The 15,993-nt window shown below is 42.0% G+C and carries 12 protein-coding genes; 6 read left to right on the top strand and 6 right to left on the bottom strand.

From position 1 onward, the window contains the following. Positions 1–23: 23 nt before the first annotated feature. The 5 genes from GQS54_RS12935 (at position 24) to ung (ending at position 6,562) form a co-directional block, all read left to right on the top strand. Positions 24–530, top strand: a complete 507-nt coding sequence (locus GQS54_RS12935; RefSeq protein ID WP_166424398.1) for a DUF3087 domain-containing protein — start codon at positions 24–26, stop codon at positions 528–530. A gap of 521 nt (positions 531–1,051) precedes the next feature. After that, complete coding sequence (gene thrA, locus GQS54_RS12940) at positions 1,052–3,514, top strand: bifunctional aspartate kinase/homoserine dehydrogenase I (RefSeq protein ID WP_166424399.1); 2,463 nt, start codon at positions 1,052–1,054, stop codon at positions 3,512–3,514. Next, positions 3,514–4,509, top strand: coding sequence for a homoserine kinase (thrB, locus tag GQS54_RS12945; protein ID WP_166424426.1), 996 nt, complete (start codon positions 3,514–3,516; stop codon positions 4,507–4,509). Before thrA ends, thrB begins: the two co-directional genes overlap by 1 nt. 48 nt (positions 4,510–4,557) lie before the next feature. Beyond that, entirely contained in the window at positions 4,558–5,841 is a 1,284-nt protein-coding gene (gene thrC / locus GQS54_RS12950; protein WP_166424400.1) for a threonine synthase, read from the top strand. Between the two features lie 52 nt (positions 5,842–5,893). Further along, on the top strand, positions 5,894–6,562 hold the full coding sequence (ung, locus tag GQS54_RS12955) for a uracil-DNA glycosylase (protein WP_166424401.1): 669 nt from the start codon (positions 5,894–5,896) through the stop codon (positions 6,560–6,562). An 8-nt stretch (positions 6,563–6,570) separates the two neighbouring features. Here ung and GQS54_RS12960 read toward each other — a convergent pair whose 3' ends face one another. The 4 genes from GQS54_RS12960 to ccoG form a co-directional block, all read right to left on the bottom strand. Next, complete coding sequence (locus GQS54_RS12960; RefSeq protein WP_240919933.1) at positions 6,571–8,004, bottom strand: diguanylate cyclase; 1,434 nt, start codon at positions 8,002–8,004, stop codon at positions 6,571–6,573. 325 nt (positions 8,005–8,329) lie between these two features. Next, the gene (locus tag GQS54_RS12965; protein WP_166424402.1) at positions 8,330–8,953 is read right to left on the bottom strand and encodes a thiol:disulfide interchange protein DsbA/DsbL; all 624 of its coding nucleotides are present in this window, start codon (positions 8,951–8,953) and stop codon (positions 8,330–8,332) included. Positions 8,954–9,105: 152 nt separating this feature from the next. Next, positions 9,106–10,071 (bottom strand): serine/threonine protein kinase, encoded by a 966-nt coding sequence (locus GQS54_RS12970; protein ID WP_166424403.1) that lies wholly within the window; start codon positions 10,069–10,071, stop codon positions 9,106–9,108. Then, the gene (ccoG, locus tag GQS54_RS12975; protein ID WP_166424404.1) at positions 10,071–11,498 is read right to left on the bottom strand and encodes a cytochrome c oxidase accessory protein CcoG; all 1,428 of its coding nucleotides are present in this window, start codon (positions 11,496–11,498) and stop codon (positions 10,071–10,073) included. Before ccoG ends, GQS54_RS12970 begins: the two co-directional genes overlap by 1 nt. A 512-nt stretch (positions 11,499–12,010) precedes the next feature. Between ccoG and GQS54_RS12980 the strand changes: the two genes are divergently transcribed. After that, a complete protein-coding gene (locus GQS54_RS12980) occupies positions 12,011–12,556 on the top strand; it encodes a DUF3016 domain-containing protein (RefSeq protein WP_166424405.1) in 546 nt (181 codons plus the stop codon). A 52-nt stretch (positions 12,557–12,608) separates the two neighbouring features. On the opposite strand, the gene GQS54_RS12985 is transcribed toward GQS54_RS12980, so the two are convergent. Further along, positions 12,609–14,294, bottom strand: a complete 1,686-nt coding sequence (locus GQS54_RS12985; protein WP_166424406.1) for a GGDEF domain-containing protein — start codon at positions 14,292–14,294, stop codon at positions 12,609–12,611. Then, a complete protein-coding gene (locus GQS54_RS12990) occupies positions 14,287–15,738 on the bottom strand; it encodes a 5'-nucleotidase C-terminal domain-containing protein (RefSeq protein WP_346766576.1) in 1,452 nt (483 codons plus the stop codon). Before GQS54_RS12990 ends, GQS54_RS12985 begins: the two co-directional genes overlap by 8 nt. Positions 15,739–15,993 lie beyond the last annotated feature (255 nt).

A 15,993-nucleotide genomic window follows, 5' to 3' on the forward strand; every position in this document is an offset into this window, starting at 1 on the left:
TCGTAAATTTACTTTTGGTTATTATGCAGCTTATTGAAATTAATAAAACCCGTTATAGACGCCACCTAAACTTTGTAATAGTAGGCTGTATAGTAGGCTTAGCAGTCGGGAGTTTAGGGATTTCACAAGGATTGATTGCATTATTTCCCGATGACAGTGGTAGCCATTTTCATTGGAATTTGCTCGGCGTGGTAGTCACAAGTCTAACGATTGGCTGGTTACTCCATAAATATCGAACTCACGATTTTATGAGCGAAGTCGTCTACGTTTGGGATCTGAAGCAAGCACTTAATAAAATAAACCGCAAAATGCGTAAACTTAAAGCCGCCGCTGAACAAGGTAACGCTAATGCGTTAATTGCTCTGCAGTACAGTTATGCTGGCTCACGTTTATTATGGCAGTTGGACGACAACACTATCATTATGGATGATTTGGCAATTGAACAAGCCAAGCTTGACGTGCTTGCTGCAAAATATAATTTAACCTTAGACCCTAATGACTACCACGAAAGTGTTTTGAAGCAATTTTAAAGCAGGTAGTAGCCTTTATTCCAGTAGGTAACAGATTCAATTTATCTTTAATAATTGGCACGAACGTATATTGACTAGCATAATGTTTTAGCAGCTGATTAACGTTATTTTATTCTTACAGCTCGGCCTTTTTATATTGTGCATACGTTAGTGATATGGTGAAAACAGCCTATTTGGACGACACGGGTGGGCGTTGCTAAGGCCGTTAACGGTAAAATAATTTCCAAGTAGAATGGAAATGCATAATAAATCTCACAACAAGACGTCTAGATGGTTGACATATAGACGTCTATACGGCAAATTGAGCCCATGAACGTAGATTCAAATATAATAACAAGCACCACCGGCATGATTATGATTATCACCTCTTTGAGGTGATCGCTGGCTTGTGCATATCGAACAGACATAAAGCCCGCAAATTAAAGCGGGCTTTTTTGTTATTAGCGCAGCAACAAAGTTAATTACTGGTTATTCCGTCGCATAAAAACGGAGTGTGAATAACCACACTAGGAGCAAAATACATGAAGGTGTTGAAGTTTGGCGGTTCGTCATTAGCAGATGCAGAGCGTTACTTACGGGTTAAAGACATTTGTTTAGATACCCATGCAACCAGCGGTGCAGCTGTTGTGTTATCAGCCCCTAAAGGTGTAACCAATGCATTATCTTTGTTATGCGAAGAAGCAAGCAGCGGTAAGGATTACGGCGAGTTATTCGCAAAACTGAACATGGTGCTCTTCGGTATTTTAGATGATTTAAAAACTACCTTGCCTGATTTCGAAGATGCTGGTCTCGCAAAATATATTCAAAGTGTATTGAATGAATTGAATCAACACCTCGAAGGTTTCGCCTTGTTACGTTGTGCACCAGATTCAGTGGTCGCTAGGATCTTAAGCATTGGGGAATACCTAAGCGTTAACATCTTCAGTCAAATTTTGACGACTCTTGGTACAAAAAATCAAATTATTGATCCTGCTGAATTAATTTTAGCTGAAGGGGATTATCTTGACAGTATCGCCGATGTGGCGGTTAGCAAAGCGCGCTTTAGTGAAGTAGACAATTCTGGCGACGTAGTATTGATTATGCCCGGTTTTGTGGCGGTAAATGCTGACGGGGAAAAAGTCACCTTAGGTCGTAACGGCTCTGATTATTCAGCTGCCATCTTAGCAGCTTGTATTGATGCAGAGTGTTGTGAAATTTGGACCGATGTTGACGGCGTTTATAACGCGGATCCAAACCAAGTCGATGGTGCGGTTCTGCTCGACAAGCTGACATATCAAGAAGCCATGGAGTTATCTTACTTCGGCGCGAAAGTATTGCATCCGAAAACGATTGGCCCGATTGCTCAACATCATATTCCTTGTCTTATTCGTAATACCCTTAATCCGGCTGCACCGGGTACGCTTATCAGTAATGAAGCGAGCACCAAGTGGACATCTGTAAAAGGCATTTCGCATTTGGATGATATGACCATGTTTAATGTGGCCGGTCCAGGTATGAAGGGCATGGTCGGCATGGCCAGTCGTATCTTTGAGGTGATGTCTAACGCCAATATCTCAATTAGCTTAATCACGCAGTCGTCTTCTGAGTACAGCATTAGCTTTTGTATTCACAGTAAAGATGCGACTCGAGCTCAAGATTTGTTGGAAGACTCCTTTACGCTTGAGTTAGCCAACAACTTACTTGACCCAATTGAAGTGCGTCATGATCTAGCTATAGTTACCTTAGTAGGCGATGGTATGCGTCATTCACAGGGATTAGCCGCTAAGTTTTTTAGTTCGCTAGCACAAGCGCGTGTTAATAACGTTGCGATTGCCCAGGGGTCATCAGAGCGTTCCATTTCAACCGTGATCGAAAGTAGCAAAGCGAAAAAAGCAGTCAAAGTCGTTCATCAGAATTTCTTTTCAAACTTGCATGCTATTGATGTTTTTTTGGTGGGTTGTGGCACAGTAGGCAAAGAATTGCTTGGTCAAATATCACGTCAACAAGCGGTATTACTTGAACGTGGTATTAGCTTAAAAATTTACGGTATCGCCAATAGCCGAAAATTATTGTTAAACGCTGGTGGTATTGATTTAGACGGCGATTGGTCAGCACAGCTTAACGCGAGTGAATCGTCGTTGTCGGTTGATAAGTTACAAGATTTTGTCATGCGTAATAGCTTGGTTAATCCTGTTGTGATTGATTGTACTAGCAGTTCAGTTATCGCTAAGTTGTATGTCGAGCTTATGAATGGTGGTTTCCATGTGGTTACACCAAACAAAAAGGCCAATACGGCTTCTTACGCTTATTACCAGCAGTTACGCGAAACCGCCCAATCAACGAATCGCCAATTCTTGTATGAAACGACCGTTGGTGCTGGTCTGCCCGTTATCGATAATTTACAAAAGCTCATTTATGCAGGCGATGAACTCCAGCGTTTCGAAGGAATTTTGTCTGGATCATTATCGTTTGTATTCGGTAAGTTGGACGAAGGGTTAACCTTATCTCAAGCCACTGAGATTGCTAAAAAGAACGGATTCACTGAACCAGACCCTAGAGATGATTTAAGCGGAACCGATGTCGCTCGCAAATTATTAATTATGGCGCGTGAAGCGGATTTAAAGCTTGAGTTAGACGATATACAGATTGAGCCTGTGTTACCGCCACATTTTGATTCTAGCGGCAGCGTAGACGAGTTTATGAATCGACTACCTGAACTTGATGCGTTGTACGCCGATAAGGTCAATGCGGCTAAAGAAGAGGGTAAAGTTCTGCGTTATGTAGGCTCTATTAGCAAAGGTAAGTGCGTGGTGTCTATTCAGGCTGTTGGGGCAGATCATCCGTTATATGTAATTAAAGAAGGTGAAAACGCTTTAGCAATTCACAGTAACTATTATCAGCCAATTCCATATGTAATACGTGGCTATGGTGCTGGCGCGGCAGTTACCGCTGCCGGTGTGTTTGCCGATGTATTACGAACAATGCCATGGAAGCAAGACGTGTGATGAGTGATTTAGACGACATGAAAGGCAAAGTCTTGCGTGCTTTTGCTCCTGCATCAACAGGCAACGTTAGCTTAGGTTTCGACATACTCGGCGCCGCTTTAAAACCGATTGACGGCACAGTGTTAGGCGATGAAGTTGATCTTGAATTAGCCAGCGAATTTAGCCTTGAAGTCAAAGGCGCATTTGCGCATAAACTGCCCGCAGATCACGATACTAATATCGTCACTTGCTGTTATCGACACTTCGTGAGCGTGTTAAGTGACAAAGGCGTAAATCTGCCTGCGGTAAAAATGACCTTACATAAGCATTTGCCTATCGGCAGCGGTTTAGGGTCAAGTGCCGCATCTGTTGTAGCAGCGCTACATGGCTTAAATGAGTTTTATGGCCGGGTATTGGGCGAAGTACCTTTTAATCAACATCAGTTACTATTGATTATGGGCGAGTTAGAAGGTCAGATCAGCGGCAGCGTACATTATGATAATGTAGCCCCTTGTTACTTAGGCGGTTTGACGTTAATGGCTGAGCAAGGCGATACGTTAGCGCTGCAATTACCAACATTCAAACATTGGTATTGGGTTGCCTGTTATTCAGGTATCAGCGTATCGACTGCTGCTGCGCGGGATATATTGCCGAAACAAGTACCAATGGCTAATACCTTAAAGTTTGGTCGTCAGTTAGCGGTATTTGTTGATGCGCTATATCGCCAAGATGAAAAACTAGCGGTGAGCATGATGACCGATGTTATCGCTGAACCTTACCGTAAATCACTATTGCCATATTTTGATGAGTCTCGTCAATTTGCTATGCAAAATGGTGCACTGGCCTTTGGTATTTCTGGCTCCGGCCCAACGGTTTTCGCCGTATGCGACGACCTAACGCAAGCACAAACGATCAGTACCTGGTTAACAGAAAATTACATTCAAAATGACACCGGCTTTAGCCACGTGTGTCAGCTGGACGAACAAGGAGCGGTGGTTACAAACGCCAACGCTTAGCATAATATTAAATTACGCTTAGTTGAATAAGCACATAAGGTAAGAAACGTGGAACTTGTTAATTTAAAAGACCCCTCTGACAAAGTTAGTTTTGCTGAAGCGGTAAAAAAAGGCCTAGGTAAAAACCAAGGATTGTATTTCCCTACAACTTTGCCAACATTTGATGACATCGACGCTATTCTCGATATGCCATTCGTTGAACGTTCAGTTGAAATACTCAGTCAACTAATAGGCGATGAAATTCCTCGCGACCGGTTACAAGGTATTGTTGAGCGTGCATTTGCATTTGAAGCACCGCTTGTAAAAGTGACTGATAATGTTTACTGCTTAGAGTTATTTCACGGACCTACGTTAGCGTTTAAAGATTTCGGTGGCCGCTTTATGGCACAGTGTTTAACGGAGTTGGCGGCAGGTGAAAAAATCACCATTTTAACGGCCACTTCTGGTGATACAGGCGCAGCTGTTGCCCATGCATTCCACGGGCTACCTAATATTGACGTGGTTATCTTGTTTCCTAAAGGTAAAATTAGCCCGCTGCAAGAAAAGCTCTTTACGACGTTGGGTGACAATATTCATACCGTGTCTATTGATGACGACTTTGATGCGTGTCAGCAGATGGTTAAGAGCGCCTTTGATGATGTAGATGTACGAGAAGGTTTGCATCTAAACTCAGCCAACTCGATTAATATTAGCCGTTTGGTTGCACAGGTTTGTTATTATTTTGAAGCGGTATCTCAGCTAAGCAAAGCGCAACGCGAAGACTTAGTTATCTCTGTACCGAGTGGCAACTTCGGTAATTTAACCGCAGGTATGATTGCTAAAACCATGGGCTTGCCTGTTAAACACTTTGTTGCAGCAACTAATCTAAATGATACCGTCCCGCGCTATTTGAAAACGGGTGAGTGGGATCCCAAAGCGACAGTGGCCACTATTTCAAATGCCATGGACGTTAGTCAACCGAATAACTGGCCACGTATTGAAGCGATTATTGAGTTAGGTTATTTACCGTCTGACGTGTTATCTGGTGATATGGTTGATGAAGACTACACCCAAGTAGCAATGCGTCATTTAGCTCATTTAGGTTATATTAGTGAGCCTCATGCAGCGATTGCATATAAAGCGTTAGCGCGTTACATGGAAGAAGGCCAAACAGGTATTTTCTTAGGCACTGCCCATCCTGCTAAATTCCGTGAAACTGTAGAGAACGTTTTGGGGCAACCCATTAGCTTGCCTCAACCGCTTGTCGATTGTTCTACCAAAGAGAGTTTTGCGGTTGATTTACCTAGTGACTACGAGACACTTAAAAAACACTTATTTAGTCTTTTAGGCTAATACAAATTGGTTTGTGAGTGTTGGTGCGATAATCAAAAAAGGTCTTCGCTAAATGGATACTAAACTTACTTGGCATGCTTTGCTTGGTGAAGAAAAGCGAAAGCCATACTTCACCGAGATGATGGCGTTTATCAAAGAGCAGCGCTCACAAGCTAAAATTATTTATCCGCCTGAGAGTCAGGTATTCAACGCCTTCACTTGTACTGAGTTTGATCAAGTAAAGGTGGTTATTCTAGGTCAAGATCCCTACCACGGACCTCATCAGTCTCACGGCCTAAGTTTTTCAGTGCCTATAGGAGTAAAAATTCCTCCGTCATTGCGGAATATCTATAAGGCTTTAGCTCACGACTTTACGGATTTTGTGATACCTCAGCACGGTTGCTTACAAGGGTGGGCAGACCAAGGGGTATTTTTACTAAATACGGTACTAACGGTAGAACAGGGCAAAGCCCATTCTCATGCTAAAATTGGGTGGGAAACGTTCACTGATAAGGTCATAGGATCCATCAATGAATATAGCGATGGTGTGATATTTTTATTATGGGGCAGTCATGCTCAACGAAAATCAGCCTTAATTGATCAAAAAAAGCATTATGTTCTTAATGCCGTACATCCGTCACCACTATCTGCTTATCGTGGTTTTTTTGAATGCGCGCATTTTGAAAAAACGAATACAATTTTGCTAAAAAGCGGGCGTACGCCGATTAATTGGCAAGTTTAAGCCAAACTTTATTGCTCTGCGCATGCAATTGTATTGCGACCTTGCTGCTTAGCTCTATAGAGTGCGGTATCTGCTAAATTAAACAATTCGGTAAAGTTCTGTCCAGATGTAAGCTCGGCGATACCAAAACTACATTGAATGGACTGACCTGGCGCGACTTCAGCTAGGTTGACGTTGGACAATATTCGTTTAGCGATACGGTGGGCATCATCTATCGTTGACTCAGGCAGCAATGCGACAAATTCGTCCCCTCCGAAGCGCCCTAATAAATCTGTTGGTCGTAAAGACAGATTAGCCAAGCGACATACATTTTGCAGCGCTTTATCACCTGCACTGTGACCATAAGTATCGTTGATTTTCTTAAAGTTATCCATGTCGAACATAATTAGCGCGAGAGGGTTACGGTCACGTAGACTGCGGTTAACAGCGCGTTCGGCCTGCTGCATAAAGTGTTGACGGGATGCAGCCTGAGTTAGTGCGTCTATGGTAATAATTTCCTGCAGTTTTGCGTTATCTGCCATTAATGCTGGGACGGCTATCCCAAATAAGGCATTCGCTGTGACTATAATAATCGCGAATTGATAGATTAGTACAAATTCGTTGAGCGCCAAGATGTTGCTAAATAGCGCAATTAGCAGACAACTATAGGTGAGGCTTAGCATATTGAATAGGGCACTCTCAGTGCAGGCGATCCACATATGAGGCAGTACCAGTAGAAAAATAACAAAGGCGCTTTCTTGTTGCTCGGTGTATTTGTTCAACACCATCGTAAAGACAACTAATAACGTAACAAGCATGAGCTTAGTGGGATAAAGCTCACTAGAATGGGTTTGATTGGGGCTAAGATATTTGGTCAAATCAAATCGATTGTAAGCAGACTTTCGTGCGATAAGTGCAGCAAATAAAGGAGATAATATTAATACGCCTGCATAGTCGCCTATCCAAAAAGCTAACCACGTTTGACGGAACTCATCTGGCTGCATCATATTGCTAATAATTAAGCTATATATGACCAAAGAAGTCGTAGCCAGTGCAGCTATACCCGTATTAATAATATACACAATGATTAAACCTGGTGTGCTTAATCGATCTAATCGGACTATCCATATAAATAGTTGGGCACTTAGCCAATACGGAATAATATGCGCGCAGCCAAACAGCAGGCCGGCCTGAATCATCTGCGATAAATCCAGTGTAAGGTTGTATTGAAAACAAGTGATAATGGTGACAATGATCGCACTTAAAAGCAATGGTAAAACCGCGGATGAACCGATAACGAGCAAAGCGGCGTATGTCAATCCTGATGCAGGAAACCATACACTGGCGTGAGCGGTATATTCCAGTAATTGGGCACTGGCCCAAACGCCTAGCCAAAGGAGCATAAATACAATGGCTTGCGAAAACCGCTGAGGCAGAGTTTGTGGTGCCCACTCTTCTGGCAAAATTTCCTTACTCCAAGGTTAAAAAATAAAAACACTACCAAAGCTATGGGATGGGCGCTGTTTGTGGTTAAGGTCTGTTGCCTATTAAAATGTTCCGCTGTAGTCGTTAACGTGGAAGACGCTTATCAGTAGTAATATATTGGCACAAAGGTTCCGCTTGTCACGGCTTAACAGTAAATTAATAATTCCAAGAAAGCTATGTGATATAAGGACTCGAGAGGTTTATTTACCTGTTAATCTTAATTGGGTTGGTCTATTTATGGACAAAAAAAAGCCCTACATGAGGCAAAACATGCAGGGCTTATTTTGGCGACTAAGGGTTAGGTTATTTTTGTTTTGATAACCAAACGATAAGATCGACCATATCTTTAGTGTTCATGTCGCGGGTAAATGTAGCTTGGAATTTACCATTAACGATAAAATTAGGCACTCCACGTAAATATTGACGATATTTTTCTACCATTTTATTATTCTTTTTAAGCATGCTATTAACGCCAAAGCTGCCAACTAGCTTATCGAAATCCGCTTCATCAACCCCATTTACCATAAAGATATTTTTAAGATCTTTGATACTGGTAACCGATGACTTTTGCACGTGAATGTAGCGGAATATTGCAGTGCTTAACGCATCTTCTTTTTTCAATGCGCGCGCAACCATTAGGGCACGGCTAGCATCATCCTGAGTTTCAGTGCTGGTGAAGCCCATGAAGTTAACGTGTACTTTTTCAAACTTAACATCATCAGAAATTTTGCTTTTAATGTCTTTTACAATGGGTTCAAATTGAAAACAATGAGGGCACCAGTAAGAAAAGAACTCATTGATAACGGGTTTATCCGTGGCGGTATCATTGATAATGGTGTAATGCTCACCTTCTTTCCATTGTTCTTGGGCACAGGCTTGAAGCGGAACTAAAACCGCAATAAACAAAGCAAGTATGATTTTTTTCATAGGTAATTCATCTCTTTAGTAAAATATCTCGCGGCAGATTAGCATAGCTAAAATAAAATGCCGACCGCACTTTGTAACCAGTTATAAGAAAAAGTAGCATACGCCGCTTCTCATTAACCGATTATGAACAACGTTGATTCATTAAATTGGCGTTAAATACGCAGTTCAGCTTCTTGTAATGCAGCAAATTGTTCTTTAAGGGCCAATATTTGCTGCTCCCAGTATCTTGGCTCAGCGAACCATGCAAAAGCCTGTGGAAAAGCCGGATCTTGCCAACGCCGACTGAGCCATGCCATGTAATGCACCATGCGCATTGCTCTTAAGGGTTCTATCAGGCTCAACTGTGATGGATTAAAATCGCAAAATTCTTCGTAGGCTTCTACTATCGTGCTCATTTGCAATGACTGCGATTGGTGATCGCCCGATAACATCATCCACAAATCTTGGATTGCTGGGCCATTACGACAATCATCTAAATCCACAAACGTAGGCCCATCACGCCAAAGGATATTCCCAGGGTGGCAGTCGCCATGTAAACGCATGATGTCGTTAGTGTGGTAGCGTTTAGTCGTCAGCGCTACAACTTGCTCTAATATTGTAAAGAATGGCTCATGCAGACCCGATGGAATCAATCGACTGCCCTGGAGCTCCGCTACCGACTTCTCCAAATAATCTTGGGTGCTAATGGTCGGTCTATGGATAAATAAACGCGTCTTCGCCACTTGATGAATACGCCCAATAAAACGGCCCATCCATTCTAGCTGCTCCAAATTATCTACTTCAAATTGTCGACCACCCACAGATGGGAAAATCGCAAAATGATAGCCTTTGTATAAATGTAAACTTTCACCGTTAATTACCATAGGGGCGACAACAGGGACTTCGTGTTCCGCTAATTCCAGCGAAAAACTATGCTCTTCATTTAGCTGGTCTTCGCTCCAACGTTGCGGGCGATAAAATTTAGCTACATAGCGTTTATTATCTTGACCAATAAACTGGTAAACGCGATTTTCATAGCTATTTAACGCAAGCAAGCCTGACTCAACCATTACACCGACCGATTCGATAGCATCTAGAATCAGGTCGGGCGTAAGTTCGCTAAAGTTAAAAGTGCTCACTAGCGATACAAGAACTTAGAGGTTTGCTCAATAACCGCTTCCTTGTCTTCTTGTGACTGTATCGTAAAGGTAAATGCGGTCACTGGTTTTTCTAATTTATAAGGGTCTATAGCGATACTAATAGGCAAGTTATACACTTCACCGCCCATTACCGTCACGCTTTTATCGCCGATATATTTATAGCCTTCTAAGCCATTAACAGAGATATCAAAATGTTGCGTGTGCTGTGACTTATTTAAAATTTTCAGGGTGTAAACATTTTCGATTAAGCCGTCATTAGTTTCGCGATATAAAGCATTTCGATCGCGAATAATATCCACCTCTAGAGGTACCCGACTTAATAATTCAAATACAAGTAGCGCGCTCATTAACACCAGAACAACAGCGTAACCCAATAATTTAGGCCGCATTATATTAGTTTTTCCGCCTGCTAACTGAGTTTCAGACGTAAAGCTAATAAGACCTTTGGGATAGTTCATTTTTTCCATTACGCCATTACATGCATCCACACAGGCGCCGCAATTAATGCATTCGTATTGCAGACCGTTACGGATATCTATGCCCGTGGGACAAACCTGTACGCAAAGGTTGCAGTCAATACAATCACCTAGCCCTTTTGCCGCATTTTGTTCACGATCATTTTTACGTGGACGAGGTCCTCGCTGTTCACCACGATTTGCATCATAGGCTACAGTAAAGGTGTCTTTATCGAACATGGCTGATTGAAAACGTGCATAAGGGCAGATATGGGTACACATGATTTCACGCATATATGCGGCATTACCATAGGTACATACAGCAAAAAATAGCACGCACATGGTGGCCCAGAAGCCCGATGAGAAAGTAAAAAAATCAACAAATAGATCACCGATGGGAGTGAAATAACCTACAAATGAAAGTGAGGTAAGTAGCGCGACACTGACCCATGCAATATGTTTCAAGGTTTTACGGATAAATTTGTCAGCGTCCATCTTACGCTCATCAAGCTTGATACGTTTATTGCGACTGCCTTCTATCTTTTCTTCAAACCAAATATAGATAAAAGTCCATGTGGTTTGCGGACACATAAACCCGCACCAAACACGTCCAGCAAACGTAGTCACAAAGAACAACGCGAATGCTGCAACAATAAAAATCCAGGCTAGAAGGGTTAAATCTTGAGGCCATAAAGTCAGCCCAAAAATCTGAAAGCGTTGGGCGCCAATATCTAATAAAATTGCTTGGCTCCCTTCATATTTTAACCATGGAAGTGCGGCAAATATAGATAGAAAAACCAAACCGAAAAAACGCCTGAAGTTCTCTAATACGCCCTTAACAGCACGCACGTAAATTCGATTACGAGGCGTATAGCTGTCATTTTGCTTGCTTTTGTCAGGACGATGGACCTGAACAGGAGAGATATCTTTTACGGGAATGCGGTCACTCATTACTGCTCCTTTACTAAACCTAAATACTTTCGGCATATAAACGCGGCGTATAGTACCAGTTTGTTAACGTAAATACGTCATCGAACACTGTTGATCACATTAAAGATTGATGAAGATCATGAGCTGATCTTTTAGCATGTTATGTCTTGTGGTATTGCTGTATCTAATAATAGATTATTTCGTGGTAGGGTATATTAAATAGTGTGAAGGGGATAACGCAATACAAATTTTACGCCGCACAAAGCAGCGTTTTGTGCCCAACAATCGCCACCGTGCCAATGTTGAATAGTTGCGTTCCTCGCCTAGTGGTTACAATGTATCTCTTTTGTATTAATGCCTATGCGAATTAATTTGCAGTACGGCGGTCCTATACTAGTAAAAGACCGCTATTTTACAGGAACAATGAGAATCCTACCTGAACTTGGATTCAGGTAGGATTCAGCGCTTTGCTATAAGATGAGTCAATCGTTATTCTGCGAAAACGTTTACCGAATATTTAGAGGTACACAGAGATGAAAAAATTAGCTGTTGTTATGTTAACAGGCGTCGCGTTAATGATGTCTACCCAGGTGTATAGCCAAGCAAAAGTGAATGTTACTTGGCAAAATTCCGATAAATACACCGATGTTCGCCCCTCAAACGAATCTCGTACTCGGTTTAAAGAGCGAACATTCAGCCATTTAGAGGAATATTTAGTGGAGCTAGCTGAAGTATTACCTGATGGCCAAACACTAAAAATTACTGTGACTAACCTTGATTTAGCGGGGCAGGTTTGGCCTGCGTCTTTTGTCGGGTTAGGGCAAAGCGCAAGTGATGTTCGTTTAATTAAAAGCATCGATATTCCACGGATTGCGTTCAATTATAAGCTGCTCAACAGTAATGGTGAAGTATTACAACAGGGTGAGCGAAACCTAAAAGATATGTCATTTCAAGACCGTCATAATCCGTTTTTTTCATCAGAAAATTTGCGCTATGAAAAAAACATGTTGCGTATGTGGTTTGAAGAGCAATTTTGTCAAGAAAACGAAGACAGCAAATTGGCTTCAACGAAAGACTAATCTGGGCAACTAGCGCCACAGTGTAGGACGCTAGAGAACCAACAATACAGGGTCAATCGTTAATGGTATCTGCATAATGGATGGCTTGATCCCGGCCATTTTTTTTGGCGGTGTATAACGCACGATCGGCTAAGCGCTGAATATAATCAGCATCTTTTTCACTGCTATTTTGACAGGTTGCCACCCCAATACTTACCGTAATATATTCTGCTTTAGGGCTATAGCGATGCTCAAGCTGTGCCTCACGAACGGAATGTAAAAGTACATCTGCAACTTTCATTGCGCCAGTCTTGTCTGTATTGGGTAAGATAAATACAAATTCTTCGCCGCCATAACGAGCAACAAAATCTCCGCTACGATTTGCCACGTGCGCTAAAATTTTTGCTATTGAGATTAAAGCGGCATCACCCGTGATATGACCATAGTTGTCGTTGTAAGGTTTGAAGAAATCAACATCAACCATCAACATCGACAACGGCCATTTTTCGCGAGTGGCTAGCTTCAATTCATGCTCTAGACGCTCATCTAAGGCTCTACGATTGGGTATCGCTGTTAGGCCATCAAGCAGAGACAATTGTTGCAAGGCCTTTTTTTGCTGCTCAATTGTTGTTGCAAAGTAATCGATCGTATCGGCAATATCCGATATTTCGTCATTGCCAGAAATGCGCGTTGAATTACTGAAACCGTTTGCTCGGTCCTGAACCACCATATTTAGTTTGACGAGACGACGTACTACGCGGTTTTGAATAAAAAATACGATGAGCAACAATAGTATTAAAGCGCCGACAACGTATACACCAACGTTTTCGATTTGCTCTTTGATCCGCATCGACGTGTAACGGGTTTGAGTAATAAGTGAATCACTCATCTGATAAGACTTAAAGTTAAGCAAACGTGAGTAATCGCTGATCAAACTGCGTATGAAGTTTCCTCGACCAATCACGCGTCCAGATAAACGCAGTAGACTGATTTTTAATGAAAAAATTCCCTCTTCACTTAGTACGATTCGATTAAGTTCGTCCTCTACGGTTAGCATATTAGTGCGTTGCTTGTCGGAAAGTTCTGGCGCCTTTTCGTAAAATGCTTGGGTGATCTCAGTTATCTTAAATGAAGATTGGCGTATAGCTTGCAGCCTTGATAAATTTGCAGCATTACTGGCCAAAGCGATTGCTTCAAAAATCGCCGCCCTCCAACGTTGCAGTATTTGAATGTCTCGTTCAGCAAGCGATGTGGCCGTTGTCATTTTCACCACACGATTATTTAATGCATATAAGGCTTTTTCTTGAGCCGCTAGTTTCTTGGCTAATTTAATGCGATGCAAGGCGAGAGTTTCAAGTTCAAATATTTCGCTTTCAATAGCATTTAAATGAAAGTCTAAATACTGAGTATTACCTTGGCGCTGAGCAAGAGAGCGAATATCACTTATTTTTTTATTTACGCTTCCTTTTGCAATGCGTAAAGCGGGTTCTGAATTGGCAAAACTTAAGCCATCACTAATCGTAGTAAGCGTCGTTATATGGCTATTCACTTGCTCTGAAAATACCACATGAGGTAAGGATTCATTGGCTATACCGTCTAGAATTTCGCGAAAATCGCTTAATCGAGAATACGCTAGGATGGTCACACTGATAAAGATCACAAAAATACTAATAAAGGCGACTGCAAATACGGTACTCAGTGAAATTCGAGCCATCACCTTGTCTTGTGACGCGACGGGTAAGTGGCTATCTTCATTCATAAGTATTGACCAATCGTTCGTCCAACGAAGGACCCAAGGTCTTCTGCTGTTGAATACTATCAATGAATATATCCGCAATCATGGGAGGGTCTAAATACCCCAAAGAAATTCTAGGGCATCCCTCTAGTACTGTATAACCATCGCCCCCATCTGCTAAATAATCTGTTGTAGCAAGCTTATATATATTGGAAAGCTGGACGGGTTTATCTGCTACTTTAATTGAGATCACTCGTTCGCCGCTTGCTTTTGCTAAGTCATAGGTCACTTTCATCCCAGAAACATGAGGAAAACGGCCTTTCATTTGTTTAACTGCGCTAACACCATTCTCGAGCGCTTGCTTTAGTTGCTGACCGCTAATATTTAATACTGTTACCTTGCTTCGAAACGGTAACTCTTCAGCTATATCACGTCGAGTAAGTTGCTGACCTTTAACATAAGCGCGATTGCCACGAATATTACCGCCATTTATTAATGCGATATCGGCATTAGCGAATGTACGTATTGTGTCAGCTAAGGTATTGGCAAAAGCATTTTCCTGTGTACGTACGCTGCTGCTGTATGTTTGAAAATCGTTAGCCACCATTGCAATAGGTCGATTTAACAAACGATTTAAACGCGAAATATAGCCTTTCACCTGCCCCTCGACGATAGGATCCGTCGGGAAACTAGACAGTTCTTTAATGCTCCACGTTATCAACGGTTCAGCTGAGGTTTCGTCAGTAAAATCAATGTGTACTTCAGCCAATTGGTTAAGGGTACCAAGTGTCACCGCGTGCGTGTGTGTAGGCATGATTTCGTCTGATAATTTAGTCAATTCGGGGCTGGTGGTTAACGTGATATCGACTATTTTGTTATCTAATAACTCATCTATGAAGGGAAAATAAGCTGAATACATCAGAACCACTATATCGGCATTCTGTTCACGAAGTCGTTTTGCAGATTGTTCTATTGCGACCCGGGGGGCGCGAATAATGACATGCTTGAGTAAGTAATCACTGATGACGCTATTATCGAGAACTGAGATAACGCCTATCTTCACGCCTCGTTGTTCAACAATCGCGGTATCTAACAAGCCATCTACGTTAGCTTCACTGCGTTTATCATAGATATTACTGGCAACCATGGGAAAAGCGGCTTCATATGAGCGCAGAGATAATTCATCTTCAAAGTAACTAAATTCGCGTTTAGTTACGGCCATCGCATCGGGTTCTAAGCTGTTGAGTATATCGATAATATGCGTGCCACGGTCAAGTGATGACAGCGGACTCGGAGCGAGGCTATTTCCACCAAACAGGAAAAATGTGCTGGCATTGTTTCGGTTACGATAAGCGTGCAATGCACTCGCAAGCTCAGGATAGCCGCCTACTTTTGGTAAGTCGATAACGGGCATATCTGAGGCGTATATGATCGAGATTCGCGGCTTTGCGGGAACGGCGGCTGACACTGGTTTGCTTGTACTACTGAAAAGTAGAATGCATAACAGTAATAAATGTATCCAGTTGATTTGCCATCTCCCTTACTATTAATGAATATAACTATCTGAAATCTTAAATATAAATATCACAGATTAGCCATAATCCATAATCAGATTTTTAGTGATGTACGGGCATTTTATTTGACTTTAACTAACGTTTTCTAGCTAGGGGGAACGGTTTCGGTAGGCAATTCCAATGAGGAACAAACGACTGCGTTATCGCTT

The organism is Paraglaciecola sp. 20A4 (assembly GCF_011378905.1).
GTDB lineage: Bacteria > Pseudomonadota > Gammaproteobacteria > Enterobacterales > Alteromonadaceae > Paraglaciecola.

Coding starts and splice junctions, on each gene's coding strand:
- ung (WP_166424401.1), top strand. CDS start 5,894: ATGGATACTAAACTTACTTGGCATGCTTTGCTTGGTGAAGAAAAGCGA.
- thrA (WP_166424399.1), top strand. CDS start 1,052: ATGAAGGTGTTGAAGTTTGGCGGTTCGTCATTAGCAGATGCAGAGCGT.
- GQS54_RS12980 (WP_166424405.1), top strand. CDS start 12,011: ATGAAAAAATTAGCTGTTGTTATGTTAACAGGCGTCGCGTTAATGATG.
- ccoG (WP_166424404.1), bottom strand. CDS start 11,498: ATGAGTGACCGCATTCCCGTAAAAGATATCTCTCCTGTTCAGGTCCAT.
- thrB (WP_166424426.1), top strand. CDS start 3,514: ATGAGTGATTTAGACGACATGAAAGGCAAAGTCTTGCGTGCTTTTGCT.
- GQS54_RS12985 (WP_166424406.1), bottom strand. CDS start 14,294: ATGAATGAAGATAGCCACTTACCCGTCGCGTCACAAGACAAGGTGATG.
- GQS54_RS12965 (WP_166424402.1), bottom strand. CDS start 8,953: ATGAAAAAAATCATACTTGCTTTGTTTATTGCGGTTTTAGTTCCGCTT.
- GQS54_RS12935 (WP_166424398.1), top strand. CDS start 24: ATGCAGCTTATTGAAATTAATAAAACCCGTTATAGACGCCACCTAAAC.